A 16837-nucleotide genomic window follows, 5' to 3' on the forward strand; every position below is an offset into this window, starting at 1 on the left:
AGTGGCACAACCCGTTCTTGGCATTTTGACATTGTATTTGAATAATAAGAAACAGCTTGAGGAAAGGCACATCTACCAACGAATGATCTCCGAAGGACAGAAGCTCGGATTAGATGTGTTTGTTTTTACCCCTATGGATGTTGACTCTAAGAAGAATATGATTCACGCTCTTATCTATGATCCCAGAAAGCGGAAATGGTCGCGCAAATGGCGGAACTTCCCGCATATGATCTACGACCGCTGCCGGATTCAGCGCAGCATACGCTTCGAGCAATTAAAAATATTTCGCGCCCGATACAGAAATATGACTTTTTTGAATCGTCCGCTCCGGGATAAATGGACCGTATATCAAACCTTGTTGCACAAGTCGAGATTTTGTCCCTATCTGCCCGACACAGTACTATTTCACAATTCGGCTAACGTCTATTCAATGCTCAAAAGCTATCCGACCATTTATATCAAACCGATCAATGGTACTGGGGGAAGAGGCATATTGAGGGTAGAAAAGTTAGGTAAGGATACCTTCTATATTCAAGGAAGAAGACTGAATCGCAAGATCATCCCTGCCCAGAAGGTTCATAAATCGCGGCTCGTTCCCTATCTAGTCGGTTGGAAGGGAGATAAGCGCTTCGTTGTCCAACAGGGGATTCAAATTGAGCTACCGAGTGGCAGGGTTCATGATTACCGCATGCTAGTGCAGAAGAATGGGCAGGGCGAATGGGACGTAACCGGATGTGCCGGACGCGTCGGCCCTCCCCGCAGCATCACCTCCAATCTGCATGGCGGAGGTCAGGCGGTGCCAATGGATACGCTGCTGTTGCAAATTGCCCCGACTGAAGAGAAGCGCTTGGAAATTCGCAATACTGCCGAGAAGCTGAGCGTTGAGACCGCGGCGTATCTGGAAGAATCATATGGTGCCCTCTGCGAGCTAGCCCTCGACCTAGCCATCGATAAGAATGGCAAAATATTTATTCTTGAGGTCAATCCCAAGCCCGCGCGAGAGGTGTTCATCCAATCCGGAGATCCTGAGGCTTATCATCGCTCGATTGTCAGGCCATTGGAATATGCACTATGGGTCTATAAACATAAAGTCGCCCCTTCTTAAAGGAGCGACTTCTTTATTTTGCCCAGATGGTCATATTAATCTGCAGTTGCATGATCATACAGTTTCAGCAGCTCGGTAAAGTCCGCAATCAACCGATCCGCCCCTTCCAGCTCCTGCCCGTTCCCGAAGCCGGCATAGGCACAGCCAATGACGGTCTGTCCATTCTTCTTGCCGGCCTCTACATCCGAGGAGCGATCTCCTACCATCCAGGCATTATGTATATGATGATTGTCGAGCAGCAGCTTCACTAGATCCACCTTGGATGCTGTCTCATATTCACCAGCACTATATAGAGCTTCAAATAGCGGGAAAATCTCATGAGCTCTGGCTACTCCTTTTACATAGTGCTCTAGTCCATTACTGGCTACGAACAGTTTAACCCCTCGCTTGTTCAGCTCGATTAGCGTCTTCAGTACACCTGGATACAGCTTCGAATGATGCTTCTGTAAATCCTCCAGCTGCAGTTCGAGTAGTAACTCATTTGCCCGCTGACGGGCAGCCTCGCTAGCATCGGGAATGACTTTCTTCCAGATATCATCAAGCAGCATGCCAAGGCAACCAAGAATGACGTGCTCAGGCGGTGTCTCCCCCATATACAGCTTCTCTTCCCGCAGTTGGTCGAACATGCGATGATACGCTGGTAACAATAATGTCTCCGTCATGAACAGCGTCCCATCCATATCGAAGATCATCGCCTCCGGCTTCGTCAGTCTACTCTCTGTTTGCTCCATATCCACATTCCTCTCTATCTCATCGTTCATAGCCCCATCATAAGTTAATGAGTCTAAGAAGTAAACCGCGGAAGCACTTCATTTCCACACGAAAAACACACATTTTTATTATAAAATACTGGGTGAAATTAACATCTACTGGAGATGACCTCTATGATTCATCGTACCTTTAAGCAAGGCGACCTCGTGCTGATCGCCGTCGTACTGTCCATCGCTCTCCTCATCATCGGTGCAAGATGGATTACGGGCAGCTCCGAAGCAACTGTTAAGCCAACGGGACATTACTATGCCACAATTAAAGTGGACAATGAAATCTACAAAACAGTAGAACTCACTTCCGAGACGCAATATGTCGAGGTGCGAACTTCGCGCGGATATGATCAGCTCAAGATCCATGACTATGGCATCGAGGTTGTCGAATCCGACTGCCCGCAGAAGATTTGCTTCACCTTCGGACATATTACGAAACCGGGAGATGTGATTATCTGCTTACCTTTGCGGATGATTATTGAAGTAGAAGGACATGCCCCCGAGTCAGGGACGGAGATTGATGCAGAGGTCTATTAATCCATGAAACGAAGAAGACAAGCATTTATCACCCATTTAACATAATATTCTCGGAATAACATGCCAAATCGAACAAGAGCCTCCCTGTCTTCCAGGAGAGGCTCTTATCCATTTATATTTATGCTGTTATTGTCGGTTAGAACGGTTCACCAAGTAATACACTCCTCCGATTAGTCCAGCAATTGCCATCATCTTCAGGCAGTATTTGCCCATCGTCCTGACGATCTGGAGAATCGACATGTCGCGAGACATGTTGGCAGAGACGAGCATGCAAATCAATCCCATAGCGATAATCACCGCAGCGATCAGCCACTCAGCCCGCTTCATATCGATCCCCCCTGTTCCTCCAGCTTGAATCTAATCTCAAAGGACGTACCTTCGCCAAGCCTGCTGTTTACAAATATTTCTCCGCCCTGCAGCTCTACCAGTTTCTTGGCGATAGATAATCCAAGACCGGTTCCTCCATGCTGACGGGAACGGGATTTCTCAACTCTATAGAAGCGCTCGAATACATAAGGAAGTTCCTCAGCTGCGATGCCTATTCCTGTATCTTTGACCGTCACAAATACATAGCTGTCTGTCTGATCCAACATAATACTGATTTCGCCTTGCTCTGTATAGCGGACACTATTCTCCAGCAAGTTGAGGATCACCTGTTCCATGCGCAGCCCATCGCCGTAAACCCAAGAAGTGCTCCGATTCAAGTTGGTGCTGAGCGCAAGCCCCTTATCACTCGCTTTCAATTGTAGCTTATGGACCGCATTGTCGATCACTTCGGTCAGATCAATCCATTCTAGTGACAGACTGATCTTGCCCTCCTCCATCTTCGACAGTTCGAATAAATCATCAACGAGATGCTGGAGACGCTTCGCTTCCTGATGGAGCACATCCAGATACTGATCACGCTCTTCCTCCGTACTGTACAGCCGCTCCTTAATGACCTTGGAATATCCCTCCAGATAGGTAATCGGAGTACGTAGCTCATGTGAAATATTCGCAAGGAACTCCTGCCTCGTATCCCTGTAATTCTGCAGATCCTCGGCCAGATTATTAATGGCCGATGCCAGAGAGCCAATCTCATCATCACGCGAGATGTTCAGCCTCGTCTCCAATTCCCCAACAGCGATCTTGCGCGTCGCCTGCTGCATTTGCAGTAAAGGTCTGGACAGCAGGTGAGCCACAATCCAGGTAATGCCAAGCGCAAGTAGAAAGGCACCGATCCCAGAGAGGACGAGCAGCCTGCGCATCGCTACGACGGAGTCATCCATATGCTTGGACGATGATAATACATAAAGCGCCGACATAACCTGACTCTCTCCCGCCTGTTCCTTGACAATCGGCTTCGCTGTTACAAAGTAACGATTACCACTCGCAGACTCATATTTCAGGCGTATTGTCTGGCCGGAAAAGATCGTCTTGATATCTCCTTGATGTATGAACGAAGCATCAGCCAGTTCTTCCTCTCCGGAGTAATCCTGCACCTTCCCATCTTTATTAACGTAGAAGATGCTGACATTGGAGAAATCGGCGAATTTAAGCAGCATTTCCTCTGTTGGTGCATCCGGGGTCTGTGCCATCATAGCGAAATGGGTGGCCAATTCATCGACCTCTGTACTCATTTCACTAGTGTAGAAATTCGAGAACATCCGATCGATCGTCACGCCAAGAATGCTCAGTACGACGATAAACACAGCGATGATCACAAAGCCGAGCTTCATTCCAACTTTATTTTTTAGCATGGTCCGCACCGTCTGCATTGAATTTATAACCTACTCCCCACACCGTCTGAATCGGGTTGTAGGCTAATCCAGCCCTCTGCAGCTTCTCACGAATATTTTTGACATGGGTATCTACCGAGCGGTAATCGCCGTCATAATCATACCCCCAGATCAGGTTGACGAGATCCTCCCGGCTGTATACCCGGTGCTGATTCCCTGCTAAAGTAACCATCAGATCGAACTCCTTGGGGGTAAAATCCACCGATTGGTCGTGAATATAAATCTCGCGAGCATCGGGCATGATCCTGAAGTCTGAAAAATCTAGCGTCTGCTCCTGCACCACCGAAGACTGAGTAATGACAGAACGGCGGATCAACGAGAAGACCCTGGCAATCAATTCCTCCGGCTCAAACGGCTTGGTCAAATAATCATCGGCGCCAATCCCCAGACCATAGACCTTATCCTTCGTCTCGGAACGGGCCGTCAGCATAAGTACAGCTACATTGCTCTTCGCACGGATCGCCTTTAATACCTGCCAACCATCCATATCCGGCATCATGACGTCCAGCAGAACAAGATCAAATTCATTCTTGTCGATCATCGCGAGGGCCTCCATGCCGTTCGATGCTTCTTTTATCTCGAATCCTTCCTTCATTAAATAAATACGCAGCAAGTTACGCATATTCCATTCGTCATCAACGACTAAGATCTGCAATTTTGACATCCTGTTCACCATCCCTTATTGCCTCGCAGCAAACAGCCGCTATTTACGATTCTGCTCTTATAGCTCCTATTAGTACGTGTTCAAAAAGGCCGGTTTTCAGCACCGAGAAGGTTGGATAAAGCTAGGGTCTGAGGAGCGGAGCGTACGTAGTTTGTACGTGAGCACCTGAGATGTTTCCGTAGGAAACATGACTTCGTAAGCATATGCTTACGACCCGGCTGAATTCAAGATTCGATGCCGAATAGCTTCTTGATTGACTTCGTGTTAGATATAGGATTTATTCGTTATCAGCGGAGCTGATGAAATTCTATATCGCAAGAAAACCTACATCTGGATCGCGGTCGCTCATCCTTGAATTTCTTCGGTCGGTTTTCTTATCAGAAGTGGACTTTTTGAACAACTTCTATTATATAGTATAGCGCTGCTGACATATAATTAGATGGCTTTAGGATCATAAGGTCCTGCATGCCAAGCTACATCGAGTTTCGTGACAGCTTGTCAACCTCTTTGCGGAGCTGTTCGTTCTGTTCCCGCAGTTCACTTAACTGCTGCTGCACTCCCTGATCTACGTTTGAATGCAAAGCTTGCCCACGTCCATGACCATGTCCGTGCGCGTGCGTGCCCTTCATGCCGAACATCATGAATATCATCATCAAGGGACAGACCAATACAAGTAACCAAGACCACTCCATATGAATGAACCTCTCCTTTTTCATTTGAATGCCCTTATTGTATAGATGAGTTATGTAGAAATCTTGTTGAAATTACAGAGTCTTGATGTGATTCTCACAAATTTATGTAAAGAAAGGAGCTCCCTGAGGTCATCCATACTTGCAACCTCCTGGCAGCTCCGTCTGTCTTGGTATTCGCATTTCTCAAATGGCACTTACTTATTGCCTATGGATTCATATAGAATTCATCTCTTAGAATCCTGATTGCATCATACCGCCATACTGCATCATTCCACCGGACCGCGTCGTATTGCTGGAACGCATCATTCCTTGTCCATCTTGCCCACTGTTACCATGGCAGCTCTGGTACATATCCTCCAACTGCCGATCCGTTAGATCAGGGTGTACTTCCCTCATATGAGGAAGCATGTCCTGGAAGGATGCCCACAAGCCCTGTCCATCTCCCGCAGCATACGCAGCTGTACCAATTCCTAGTGTCAGGACAATGACGCCCAAGGCGATAACGAATTTTGATCTCATAGTAATCTCCTCCTCAAGAGAGAATTGTAGACCCTATTTATGTGGAAATTGTGAGGATCGGATGACAATCCAAGGACTTAAATATTCGTGGTAATCTATCCTAATCTTTCCTGTTAAAAAAGCAACCAAAATGTGTTAAAATTTTGAATTCCAATCGTAATCTGATTGTAATTAAAGTCATCCCGCAACGTTTTATAATGAGAACACATCAATAGTGACAGCATGAGAGAGGATGGATTAAAAGTGGTGCGAAACGGGTTGGAATCTGTAAATTCAAAGCAAACCATAAGGTTAATAAATAAGTTGGATCCCTACGAACTTCCGTTAATATCCAGGGAAATCCTGATGAATCGGTGCGGGGGATCTTATTTATGCCTACTCCATTAGCGAACGGAAAAAGCCATTATATCGCCGGACTCGATGGTCTCCGCGCTCTGGCCATTATCGCAGTTATCGCCTATCACTTGGACATTTCCCAAATTTCGGGTGGGTTCCTAGGCGTCGATATTTTCTTCGTACTATCGGGATATTTGGTAACTAATCTACTCATCGAGAGGCGCCGCGACAGGCATAGACTTGATCTATCCAGGTTCTGGGTACGACGCTTCCGCAGGCTGTTCCCCGCTCTGATCGTTATGCTCATGGTAGTGGTAGCCTGGGCAACGCTATTCGACCGCAGTATGCTGCAATCACTGCGCGGTGACGTTGGATCGGCGATGGTCTACGCCAACAATTGGCGGCTCATCTTCCATCAGGTATCCTATTTCGAACAATATAGCACACCTGCACCACTGATCCATCTCTGGTCACTATCGGTTGAGGGGCAATTCTACATAATCTGGCCGCTACTGTTAACTCTAGGCTTACGGTTCACACCTAAACGAATTCAAATGGTTCTCATTACACTATCACTCGCATTGGCTTCCATGCTGACTATGATTCTGTTGTACCAGCCAGGCAGCGACCCAAGCAGAGTATACTATGGAACTGACACGCGGGTGTTCGCCCTGCTGATCGGAGCCACAATGGCACTGATGTTGCCTAGTCAAGGCATTATCACGAACCCTTCTCGGCGTACCCGGCTAACCTTCGAATGGATCGGCTGGCTGGGCTTAGCTGCTATCGTAACCTTACTGCTGCAAGCGAATGAATTTGATGATTTTCTCTATCGCGGTGGGTTCATGCTGGTTGCGATTTCTACGGCAATGGTCATTATAGCTCTTATCCATCCGTTTACGTGGGTCAGCAAGTTGTTCAGCCTGAAGCCCTTGCGCTGGATTGGCATGCGCTCCTACGGAATTTATCTATGGCATTATCCGATTATCGTCCTATCGCGACCATCCGTAAATACAGGCGCATACAACTGGAAGCTAGCCTTGATTCAGGTGACGGCGAGCGTCATTCTCGCCTCGATGTCTTACAAATATGTTGAAGAACCAATCCGGCGCGGACAATTGTCCACCACTCTCAAGCAGATTAAGAAATTTCCGTGGAAGCTTCGGCAATTATCCGTCAAACAATGGACTATTAGCTCATTATCCGCAATCATTATTATTTTGTTTGTATCCGGTATGATCCTGCATGTTCCGGCCACAGCTTCTACGGCAGGGGAGGTTGTCTCCGTACCTGCTCTAGCACAGCCTGATCCTAAGCAGGGAACGGATCAACCCCTCCCTCCGAAGAAACCGAATAACGGGGACTCTGAAGCGTCTCTTGGAACGGATGGAAAACAGATATCCCCTGGGAAGAGAAGCAATAGGGACGGTGATTCTGCTGCAGCGAATACAGATCCGGGCAGCGACGACCAATCTTCCGGGCATAAACCAGAGGACATGACGACGAAGCAGGAGCCAGGTTTATCTGCTACGTTACCGAATGATTCGAAAGAATCTGGCAAGGATTCTCAAACACCCAAACCAGTAAAATCCTCTAAATCCGACTGGGGGAATGTCACCGCCATCGGAGACTCAGTCATGCTTGACGGTAAGCCCTACTTGGAAGAACTATTACCCGGCATCAAGGTTGATGCGGAGATTGGACGGCAGATGTCAAGCGGTTCCAAGCTTCTAACCCAGCTCCAGAGGCGGCGTAAGCTCGGCGATACTGTCATTATCGGCCTAGGTACCAACGGCGTGTTCAATAAGAAGCAATTAGAGAGCGGTCTCGGGTCATTGAGGAATGTCAAACATATAGTTCTAATCAATACTCGAGTTCCCCGTAAATGGGAGAGCCAAGTTAATAAGCTGTTGGCGGATATTTCTAGTAAATCACCTGATATTACGCTAGTTAACTGGTACGACGCCAGCGAGAATCATGATGAGTATTTTGCTAAGGACGGGGTCCACTTAACCAAAGAAGGTTCGCAGGCACACGCTCGGCTTATTGCAAATACATTAAGTTCTATAGAAAAGTAACTCCCATGAGAGATAAGCAGGCAGTCAAAACGCGAAGTTCTGACTGCCTGTTTATTTATTATCTCTACAATATTAACTTATCACCGTTATCAATCCGCGAAATATATTGGACTCTATTGAATCTGCAACTTGATAGATGAACTGTAATTTTTATCGCTTTACTCTGCTCCTGGCCCGTTGCCAATAATACTTATGAGAAGCATGTCTTCAGGACCAGCTCCGTTCAGTTGTACATTGTGATCGGCACGAACAATCCGGCAGTCACCGGAAATTTCGAAACCTATCGTGGTGCTGATGATTTTGATATGGAGTATAGCGAACGATTGTCGTCGCTCATCCTTCCTCCTTCAGATGATAACGCCGTATATATTTTCAGAAGGAAGACTGGATGAATCAGAACAAGAAAGAACCGCCCTAATCGGGCGGTTCTTCTCTTATAGGCACTGAAGTTTTAAAACTTAGGGCTGGTATATTTTAAAAATAACAGGAATGTCGCTCGTTTGTCGTCTCCAGATCATATGGTCGTTTCCTTCACTCCAGTAGTTCTCGAACCGATAATCGGGTTCCCCTAATTTTTTCATCCAATATTTCTGTGCACGATTGTACCCGCTATCTAAGCAAAATTCTTCAATCCCCTTATTCCTTAAAGATAGAAGCAATACATTCAAGAGCAGGCTTCCAATACCTTGCTGTTGATATTCAGGATGAACGAGGACCGTGCCTATCTCGACCATATTTTGCAATGCGCCTTGTGTCAGTTCGTGAATCAAGCGGCTGAATGGTCCATATTCAATAGTTCCAATAATCTGTTTGTTCGCTATCGCAAGTAAAAAGTATCTATCAACGCCTAGGCTATCGTAATCTATCTTGAGATAACTTTCTTTCGTCTTAATTTCCTGTTCAATATCTTCTACTAAATCTGCTAGATTCTCTTTTGCAAAAGTATCCGTAATTACTGATCGAAAGAACTGATGCAACTCCTGACAATCACCAGGTTCTGGTCTTCTTATCTCTATTTGTTGCACGAAAGGCCCCCTCTCCTTGATTATAATGCTCTGTTGATTGGTGTAAGCGATCCACCTTGAGTTAACGCTCCAATTCTGTCCATGTCGTTCTGATATACCCAATCTTCATCCCAACTTGCTCCATATTTCGATGGCTCTGTGTCAGAAATCCGGCTTGACTAACTACAGCCTGGCACCCATTTATGGCGGCCTCGTATATTCTTCTACGAATTAGAGCTTGCTGACATCCTCTGTTCCTGTACTCCGGGAGCGTTCCGGCAAACGTCAACGAGGCTACGGTCTGATTCATGTACATGACCCCGACAGCCGCTGGTTTTCTATCGATCAAGGCCATGAAGAATCTCCAACCAGGCCTCGCGTATAATACTTGGTTATTGTCAGCGACATACGGAATTCCATCATCCGGGAGTCCGGTGCTCCGGCAATGGATCAAGGCATACGTCATGAACTCTTCCTCTGAGATTTCCTTGATGTCAATGCCACTATCCCGCCAATCAGGTGGCAACTGCTCCATGGAATAGTACATTGACGTATGAAAGCCAGACTGATAAAATCCGTGCTCAGCTAGCTTCTTTAAGATTTCCAAGTTTACCCTCGAGGGGACGATTTCAAACTGCGGCTTACGCCCTCTCGACTTATAAAAGTCCACAATCGCATCAATGCAATCGATATCGTCCGGACTCAAACCTTTTACCGTGTTGAATGTGGGCCAAGGCATCGTCCTGCTATAGAACGCCACTGTCTTACCAAACGACTTCATTTCCACCCCTTCCGGATTACCTTCTCTCTCCTCAATCGCCCGCATTCGGTCTACCATATAATCCATCTCAGATCGCTCGATTAAATGAACTTGATCCTGGGTTAATATTGGAGTCATTTTGCTCACCTCATGATTAGGTTTTTAGCACCGATTAAATATTTATCTTTCTTATGTTCAATAGCTAATTCAAGTAATCGATCTTCATTAAAATGTTGCTATGTGTTCCTATCCATGCTTCAGCCATTCCGTCCTCATATGGATAAGGGATATATAATGTCATCTCAGCAATATATCGATCACCCGCTAATTTCTGGACGGCTTCTGGCATCAAGCTTCAATCAACTAAGTATTCGATACACTAAGGCTCGCTTCCTTCAATTCGAATCGTCCAAGTCTCTGGACAAATCACTTTCATTATTTAGACCGCATAAGATAAGTGGTAATCAACTACTACGCTTATTAGGAATAGTGAGAGGGTGTGTATGTCTTGCCAATAAAAAACGGTAAAGAGTATATCGAGCGGATCGATCGTCAGCAAATTAATCTATGGTATAATGGCCAGCGTGTCACTGGTCCGTTATCCGAACACCCTGCATTTCGTGGACTAATACACACCCAGGCTGACCTATACGATATGCAGTGCGATGCCCAATATACCCGTCTGATGACTTATAAATCCCCGCTCAATGGTGATCCGGTTGGTTTATCCTTTCTAGCTCCTAAGAACAAAGAGGATATACAGCAAAGAAGACAGATGATCGATCTGTGGTCCAAGAGGCATCACGGATTTCTCGGCCGCTCTCCTGACTATATGAATACGGTCCTTATGTCGTTATATACGGCTGCATCCATTCTTGAAGAAAATGACTCTATGTACGCCAACAATTTAAGAAGCTATTATGAATATTGCCGTGATAACGACATCACTCTATCGCATGCTTTTGTTCAGCCGTTTGCAAGCAAATGGTCAGCAGAGGCAGATCCTGTTGAGGAGACCATCGCTTGTAAGGTAATTGAAGTAACCGACGAAGGCCTCATCGTTAGCGGTGCATTTGTGATGGCTACTCAAGGTGCGACATGTGAAGAAATTCTGGTCCTACCTACACCTTCCCTCACGTTCTCAGAGGAGGCGAATCCGATGGCCATTGCTTTCGCAGTCCCGAATGATCTGAATGGGATGACATTTATTTGCCGTGACAGCTATGCGCACGATTCCACTTTCGACTACCCGCTTAGCTCCCGATTTGATGAGATGGATACGATGGTTATTTTCGACAAGGTGCTTATTCCGCACAACCGTGTGTTCTTATATGGGAATGAGACTATGGGGAATCGCTTATTTACAGAGGGGAATTTTCTAGCCCATGCAGGGCATCAGGTCGTCTCCAGATATATTGCCAAAACGGAGTTCTTTCTAGGTCTTATTCAAAGCTTGGCAGAGGAACAAAATGTCACCCTGGAAATGTCCACGACACAGCAAATATCCCGTGTGATGATGCTGCTTGAGAATCTGAAGGGATTAAGACTAGCTTCTGAGGCAGAAGCAGCTACTGATCCTATGGGATACTATACACCTGCGACCAGTCCACTGCTTGCTGCTTGTCTGCAATTCCCTGATTTCCATATGGAAATCACAAGCATAATTCAAATGCTAAGCTCCAGCAACTTAATCATGAGTCCCTCATGTGCTAATTTTGAATCAGACATTCAGCCCTATTTGGAGAATTATTTAAAGGGGATCTACACACCCGCCAAAGAACGAGTCGCTTTATTTAGATTGGCATGGGAGCTCGGAGCCGGGCCTTTTGGTGGGAGACAGAATCAGTATGAACTCTTCTTCCTAGGCAATCAGAAAATTATCTCTGCTCGGTTATACAACTACTTCCCTAATCAAGATGACTACAAGAACATGATTACTGACTTTTTACAAAACAATAAGGCCTGACTCTATATGAGCTAGGCCTTTTATTTTAAATAGTCTATATTTATAGATGCTTCCACCATATCCCTGCACATTCAGGAACTGTCGACCAATGATTGTCTATAATTTCCTTCGTTAACTCCTCGCCAAAGAAAAATTCGGTGCTCTGTCTCGCCTCTTCAACATCTCTAAAATGATAATCCATCCGGATCCACTTATGCTGAAATCCATAATCCTCTTCAAGTGCTCTATAATAGTCCGTTAGGAAGCGCGGCGGATTAGGAGTTTCTGTCCCGGTCCCCATCGTCTCAAAAATAATCATCGTTCCATCCGGCCTCAATACCCGGCGAAGTTCTGAAATAATCTGCTCTAGATTCTCTTCCCACTGATTATTCTCAGTACCTGTTAAATAACAGATGCTCCAACCTGAGACCGCTAGATCGATGGATTTATCGGCAATCGGGAGGTTTCGATGATCAGCTACTTCGGTAGTCCAATTCCGTGTTATTCCTAGCTGCATTAATTTATGCTCCAAAAGATCCAGCATAGCTGAAGAAATATCCGTACATAGGAGCGACTTTGCTTCTTTAGCGAGAACCCTTGATAATCTGCCAGAGCCTGCGCCCAAATCTAGAATATCCAAATTGTGAAAAGGCCTTATCGCCTTAATAACCTCGGATAATTCAGGTTGTCTACTAATCATAAATTCATAGGTATCTGCCTGATTACGATAGATTTGCTCATGCGTCGCCATGAATGCTCACTCTTTTCTATGGACTTCTACACTAGTTCCTTTAGTCTTAATAATATATTTGTGATATGTCCGTTTACAATCGTAGAAATAAACAATCCTTCATTGAATCTATCTCCGCGAATGTAACTCGTCATTAATTTCCTAAGTGTCTCCAAATCGGCATTGCGGATCTGGTCTTGGATGTTATGGTTTATATCTTTATAGACCTCATTGTCATGAAGCCAGGTCGTCCAATCGAACACCAATAAAAATCCAGTCTCATTCAGTACTTCACGAAACCTGTGGACCTCGTCGCTTTCCTGGTAATATCCATTCACCTCAGTAAAGAAAACGCTGCTGGAATCTTGAAAAAAATCAAGATAGCTAAGTAACTTATTGATCTCTTGTTCTGTAATGATTTCATTTGTCATGGGCGTTTCCTCTTTACATATTGATTGATCTTAGCAACTTGGGAATAATACATCTGAGGTGACCCTAAGTGATTCTAAAAATAATAGCAATTGTATTATGGATATTGCAGTTTAATGTCCAAATCACAGATCCCACATTCGTCCAAGTCTTTGATGTGAAACAGGAAAAAGTAATTAGGCAAATCAAACTAACGGGTGATCTAGAAAAATCAATTCTGGCCTGTCTGGATGCTTCCCCTGAAATGTATGGTGGCTTTTCAGTAAATCCAGATTCGGGTCAGATCCTGCATATTAAATTTAGAAAACCAGTAGATCTATCTTCTCCGATCTATCCAGACTTGATCAAAGAAGTATATATATTTCTTGAGAACGGCGAACCACCAAGGGCCTTAATCTTCTTCAATTCTGTGAGTAAAAACATCGTGGTTATGCTGAACGGAAATCATGGGCAGTGTCTATTGCAGAATAAATTGGATTGATCGATGTGTAACTACCTAATTAACAACTCACTGAAGTTGACCACATGTTCTGTTATTTTAGGATATATGCCACCTAATAAGAAGATACCAATAAACAAAGTTATAGCGACGTTGGGATACCTTGTCTTCATATAACGTACTGATTGGATGAAGCACAACAATAACAGGGGGAGAAAAATGATTGATGTTACATGCCAGCTTATCCGCCCATTCGTAGTCCAACTTTCAACTCCAATAACATTCAGGAAACTATCCAAGAATGAGTAACCATACAAGTGATTACTGCCAAGTATTATTATACTAAAGCAAGCGGCAACCCATATCCAACCCACTCTTACATTGTTCTTTGGTTTCAGCAAGAGAGTCATCCTCCTTCATCATCATATACTCACCTAATATCTCATGAAGGCTATAATGTAATCTGTTCATTTATCATGTACCACTTCTGTCCCTGCAATAAAATCATGAATCGCCCTTCGATCTTCCCGCGTCCCCACCATGAATGCACTGATAATCAGACCAATTCCAAGGGTCAGTGCATAAATTAATCCTGCAAGAACATTCCGCAGCAACATAGTTCCAAGTCCAGGTGGAGTTTGATCATCGACTTTTCTTATTTTGATTCCACAAAGACGCTTTCCAACGGTATATCCTCCCCAGAATATTGGCAATAGCAACGAGTACAAGAACCTCAATATGCTCTTTACATTCTCATCGTCTGAACCACCTGTAATTAAAAAAGAAACCATAGCTACAAGGATTCCGATGAGAATTGAGTCTATTAACAAAGCCCCGAATCTAACCCAAAAACCTGCCCCCATCACTCTCACCTTCCTTAAGTGGCCTGATTCGTTTATTATTTTAAGGATATGTAGAGGCTTCTTATTTGTTTCTGGATATTATACATGGAAGTACGTTCTTAAAAAATCACATTAATTCTCTACCGATAAAATTCGAACTAATTACTTGGATTCCTATTTCTTTAGACCAAATCGATAATTGCCCAATATGATGAACTTCATGAACTAAAATATGCCTTAAAATTTCACCTTTGTAGAAGGCCTTATCCTGCCAAGAGGGGTGTACCATTTCATATTCCATCTCTTGTGTCCATTTATTAATAAACTCTCTCATCTCAACTCTAAGTTCATTGGACAGGTTTCTCAAGGCTTGCACATCTTGATAATCCTCAAATCGAAATACGATGTCCGGTTCATTCTGCATCGCTCTCATCCAGCTATATTCAACATCAATGATATGAAAAATCGTCTTGAGAATAGAGCCAACTCCAGCTCCACGCTCTTTTATTAGTTCAATTGGTGGGATTGATTCTAATGCTCCGAACCATTCGTCCCTGACCTGCCAATTGTATTGAAATAGAGCCTTCATCTTATCCCCCTCATAAACACTTTAACTGCTTACTGGTCTCTTCTTATCAAAAATGCTTTATCCGATCGTTCAAATCCTAAACTAGGATAGTAATCAACTGCTGTTGGGGCGGAGATTAGTATTAATGAACATTGATCCCCTATTTTCGTACGGATACGTTGTACTAATTCTTTTCCAATTCCTTGTTTCTGATATTCTTGGTCCACCGCAAGATCTGATAAATAACAGCAATATGAATAGTCAGTTATAGCTCTGGCGACCCCAACCATTCTGCCATCAGCCCAGGCGGTAATCATAATATCTGAATGATCGATCATGCTTTGGATTCTCTCAACATCATCATAAGGTCTCTTGATTCCGGATTTTTGAAAAACTTCCGCTACATCACGTGCATTTTGTTCCTTGTCATCTGAATAAACGATCATAATCATTTCTCCTTCGGCTAATGACTTTATTCAATATAATCTCTTCTCGTAGCTCTCCTCTAACCCTTTTCGAATAACCTCTTCCGTATATTCAGATGAATTCACATGATCCTTTAATATGGCCGAAATCGACGGCAAAGCGTCGTCCATGGCCCACGACTGGTTATCCCATACCTTAGATCGCTTAAAAGCTTTAGCACAATGAATGAAACATTCCTCGACTTCTACTCCAATCCCTAATAGGGGCTGTTTATCTCTAGATTTCATCTGTTCCAGAATGTTCTCATCTTTGATCACGAAGGCTTTCCCATTGATTCTAAGCGTCTCTTCTAATCCGGGAATAATAAATATTATGCCGATCCTTGGGTTTAACAAGATATTTCTTAATGCATCGATTCTGCGATTGCCTGGCCGCTCTGGAATCACTAAGTGATGCTCATCTATGACTAGAACCGATCCAGGAGCATCTCCCCGAGGAGATACATCACAAAATCCTTGATCATCCCCAGTGGATATAAATAATAATGGGGACATAGAAATAAAATTCCGACAATGAGCATCTAAGTGTTGTATGGCTTTCCTTTTGACAATCTCACTTGGATAACCTATGAGATCTCTAATCTCATCTTCTGAAGACAAGATTTCTTTAAATGGGTTTTGCATATTAGTTCCCTCACTTCCTCGAATATCCATACAAAATCATTCCTGAATGTTTATTAATCTGTTATGTAGCTCTCTTGCTTATCCATTTTTCATTACACCTTTATTCCATGCTCTTTTTTATCATATAGACCCACTCGCTTGCCTCCTTCAAGGTAAACCCCCCGGCAATACTAAAATCGCCTGTCCGAAGAGCGCCATTAATAACTGGTGAAGCAATTAAGTCTTCATTACAATAGATTAATAATTCTTTGCCTAGCAATTTCTGAGTGATTTCTTCTAACTTTTTAGCCTCTTTAAATTTTCCACTAATCAAATATTGTTCATCTTTTGAAACACTCACAAATACAGAGTCAAGATCAGCCCCAGTAGCTAGTACGTTTCTATTCTTATCTTCAAAGGTTACGATTATTTTTTCTTGCTCTACTTTTTTCCCAGGCAAGTCCTTAGTACTGCATCCCGCTATGACGCAAATGCTTAGAAATAGAGTGAATAATATTACTGTTTTTCTGAATTTCATCCTTAATCCCCTTTCCCTTCAAGG

General features: G+C 44.1%; 22 protein-coding genes. 6 read left to right on the forward strand and 16 right to left on the reverse strand.

The genetic code is table 11. The features are described from left to right. Position 1: 1 nt before the first annotated feature. The gene (locus EI981_RS20085; RefSeq protein WP_127001210.1) at positions 2–1105 is read left to right on the forward strand and encodes a YheC/YheD family endospore coat-associated protein; all 1104 of its coding nucleotides are present in this window, start codon (positions 2–4) and stop codon (positions 1103–1105) included. A gap of 35 nt (positions 1106–1140) precedes the next feature. On the opposite strand, the gene EI981_RS20090 is transcribed toward EI981_RS20085, so the two are convergent. After that, on the reverse strand, positions 1141–1836 hold the full coding sequence (locus EI981_RS20090; RefSeq protein ID WP_127001212.1) for an HAD family hydrolase: 696 nt from the start codon (positions 1834–1836) through the stop codon (positions 1141–1143). Between the two features lie 153 nt (positions 1837–1989). Between EI981_RS20090 and EI981_RS20095 the strand changes: the two genes are divergently transcribed. Next, entirely contained in the window at positions 1990–2403 is a 414-nt protein-coding gene (locus tag EI981_RS20095; RefSeq protein WP_162616229.1) for a NusG domain II-containing protein, read from the forward strand. A gap of 126 nt (positions 2404–2529) precedes the next feature. Here EI981_RS20095 and EI981_RS20100 read toward each other — a convergent pair whose 3' ends face one another. The 5 genes from EI981_RS20100 to EI981_RS20120 all read right to left on the reverse strand — a co-directional run bounded on the left by EI981_RS20100 (position 2530) and on the right by EI981_RS20120 (position 6056). After that, positions 2530–2730: a hypothetical protein gene (locus tag EI981_RS20100; protein WP_127001216.1), complete on the reverse strand. Its 201-nt coding sequence runs from the start codon at positions 2728–2730 to the stop codon at positions 2530–2532. Then, on the reverse strand, positions 2727–4142 hold the full coding sequence (locus tag EI981_RS20105) for a sensor histidine kinase (protein WP_127001218.1): 1416 nt from the start codon (positions 4140–4142) through the stop codon (positions 2727–2729). The genes EI981_RS20100 and EI981_RS20105 overlap by 4 nt, the downstream gene beginning before the upstream one ends. After that, the gene (locus EI981_RS20110) at positions 4129–4845 is read right to left on the reverse strand and encodes a response regulator transcription factor (protein WP_127001220.1); all 717 of its coding nucleotides are present in this window, start codon (positions 4843–4845) and stop codon (positions 4129–4131) included. The genes EI981_RS20105 and EI981_RS20110 overlap by 14 nt, the downstream gene beginning before the upstream one ends. Before the next feature lie 473 nt (positions 4846–5318). Continuing rightward, positions 5319–5537: a DUF2933 domain-containing protein gene (locus EI981_RS20115; protein ID WP_127001222.1), complete on the reverse strand. Its 219-nt coding sequence runs from the start codon at positions 5535–5537 to the stop codon at positions 5319–5321. A gap of 231 nt (positions 5538–5768) precedes the next feature. Next, the gene (locus EI981_RS20120; RefSeq protein ID WP_127001224.1) at positions 5769–6056 is read right to left on the reverse strand and encodes a hypothetical protein; all 288 of its coding nucleotides are present in this window, start codon (positions 6054–6056) and stop codon (positions 5769–5771) included. A gap of 371 nt (positions 6057–6427) precedes the next feature. Between EI981_RS20120 and EI981_RS20125 the strand changes: the two genes are divergently transcribed. After that, positions 6428–8470 (forward strand): acyltransferase family protein, encoded by a 2043-nt coding sequence (locus EI981_RS20125; protein ID WP_127001226.1) that lies wholly within the window; start codon positions 6428–6430, stop codon positions 8468–8470. Positions 8471–8697: 227 nt separating this feature from the next. Then, positions 8698–8862 (forward strand): hypothetical protein, encoded by a 165-nt coding sequence (locus EI981_RS29765; protein WP_227011507.1) that lies wholly within the window; start codon positions 8698–8700, stop codon positions 8860–8862. 66 nt (positions 8863–8928) lie between these two features. Here the strand turns inward: EI981_RS29765 and EI981_RS20130 are convergent, their stop codons facing one another. The 3 genes from EI981_RS20130 to EI981_RS29770 form a co-directional block, all read right to left on the reverse strand. After that, a complete protein-coding gene (locus EI981_RS20130) occupies positions 8929–9495 on the reverse strand; it encodes a GNAT family N-acetyltransferase (protein WP_127001228.1) in 567 nt (188 codons plus the stop codon). Positions 9496–9556: 61 nt separating this feature from the next. Further along, complete coding sequence (locus EI981_RS20135) at positions 9557–10372, reverse strand: GNAT family N-acetyltransferase (RefSeq protein WP_127001230.1); 816 nt, start codon at positions 10370–10372, stop codon at positions 9557–9559. A gap of 64 nt (positions 10373–10436) precedes the next feature. Continuing rightward, on the reverse strand, positions 10437–10583 hold the full coding sequence (locus EI981_RS29770) for a hypothetical protein (RefSeq protein WP_227011508.1): 147 nt from the start codon (positions 10581–10583) through the stop codon (positions 10437–10439). Between the two features lie 159 nt (positions 10584–10742). Here EI981_RS29770 and EI981_RS20145 point away from each other — a divergent pair, with 159 nt between their 5' ends. Further along, entirely contained in the window at positions 10743–12200 is a 1458-nt protein-coding gene (locus EI981_RS20145; RefSeq protein ID WP_127001232.1) for a 4-hydroxyphenylacetate 3-hydroxylase family protein, read from the forward strand. A gap of 40 nt (positions 12201–12240) precedes the next feature. Here EI981_RS20145 and EI981_RS20150 read toward each other — a convergent pair whose 3' ends face one another. Both EI981_RS20150 and EI981_RS20155 read right to left on the reverse strand, forming a co-directional pair. Beyond that, positions 12241–12930 carry a class I SAM-dependent methyltransferase gene (locus EI981_RS20150; RefSeq protein ID WP_127001234.1) on the reverse strand — a complete coding sequence of 230 codons (690 nt, stop codon included), beginning with the start codon at positions 12928–12930 and terminating at the stop codon, positions 12241–12243. A gap of 26 nt (positions 12931–12956) precedes the next feature. Then, positions 12957–13340 carry a DUF6508 domain-containing protein gene (locus EI981_RS20155; RefSeq protein WP_127001236.1) on the reverse strand — a complete coding sequence of 128 codons (384 nt, stop codon included), beginning with the start codon at positions 13338–13340 and terminating at the stop codon, positions 12957–12959. Positions 13341–13408: 68 nt separating this feature from the next. On the opposite strand from EI981_RS20155, the gene EI981_RS20160 reads away from it, so the two are divergent. Beyond that, positions 13409–13819, forward strand: coding sequence for a hypothetical protein (locus tag EI981_RS20160; RefSeq protein WP_127001238.1), 411 nt, complete (start codon positions 13409–13411; stop codon positions 13817–13819). Between the two features lie 425 nt (positions 13820–14244). Here EI981_RS20160 and EI981_RS20165 read toward each other — a convergent pair whose 3' ends face one another. The 5 genes from EI981_RS20165 to EI981_RS20185 form a co-directional block, all read right to left on the reverse strand. Next, the gene (locus EI981_RS20165) at positions 14245–14640 is read right to left on the reverse strand and encodes an RDD family protein (protein WP_127001240.1); all 396 of its coding nucleotides are present in this window, start codon (positions 14638–14640) and stop codon (positions 14245–14247) included. A 106-nt stretch (positions 14641–14746) separates the two neighbouring features. Then, positions 14747–15208: a DinB family protein gene (locus EI981_RS20170; RefSeq protein WP_127001242.1), complete on the reverse strand. Its 462-nt coding sequence runs from the start codon at positions 15206–15208 to the stop codon at positions 14747–14749. A 29-nt stretch (positions 15209–15237) separates the two neighbouring features. After that, complete coding sequence (locus tag EI981_RS20175) at positions 15238–15633, reverse strand: GNAT family N-acetyltransferase (protein ID WP_127001244.1); 396 nt, start codon at positions 15631–15633, stop codon at positions 15238–15240. A gap of 30 nt (positions 15634–15663) precedes the next feature. Then, positions 15664–16326 carry a pyridoxamine 5'-phosphate oxidase family protein gene (locus EI981_RS20180; protein WP_227011509.1) on the reverse strand — a complete coding sequence of 221 codons (663 nt, stop codon included), beginning with the start codon at positions 16324–16326 and terminating at the stop codon, positions 15664–15666. Between the two features lie 70 nt (positions 16327–16396). Beyond that, a complete protein-coding gene (locus EI981_RS20185) occupies positions 16397–16813 on the reverse strand; it encodes a SecDF P1 head subdomain-containing protein (RefSeq protein ID WP_127001246.1) in 417 nt (138 codons plus the stop codon). Positions 16814–16837 lie beyond the last annotated feature (24 nt).

The sequence above is a fragment of the Paenibacillus lutimineralis genome, from assembly GCF_003991425.1.
In the GTDB taxonomy this organism is placed as follows: Bacteria; Bacillota; Bacilli; order Paenibacillales; family Paenibacillaceae; genus Fontibacillus; species Fontibacillus lutimineralis.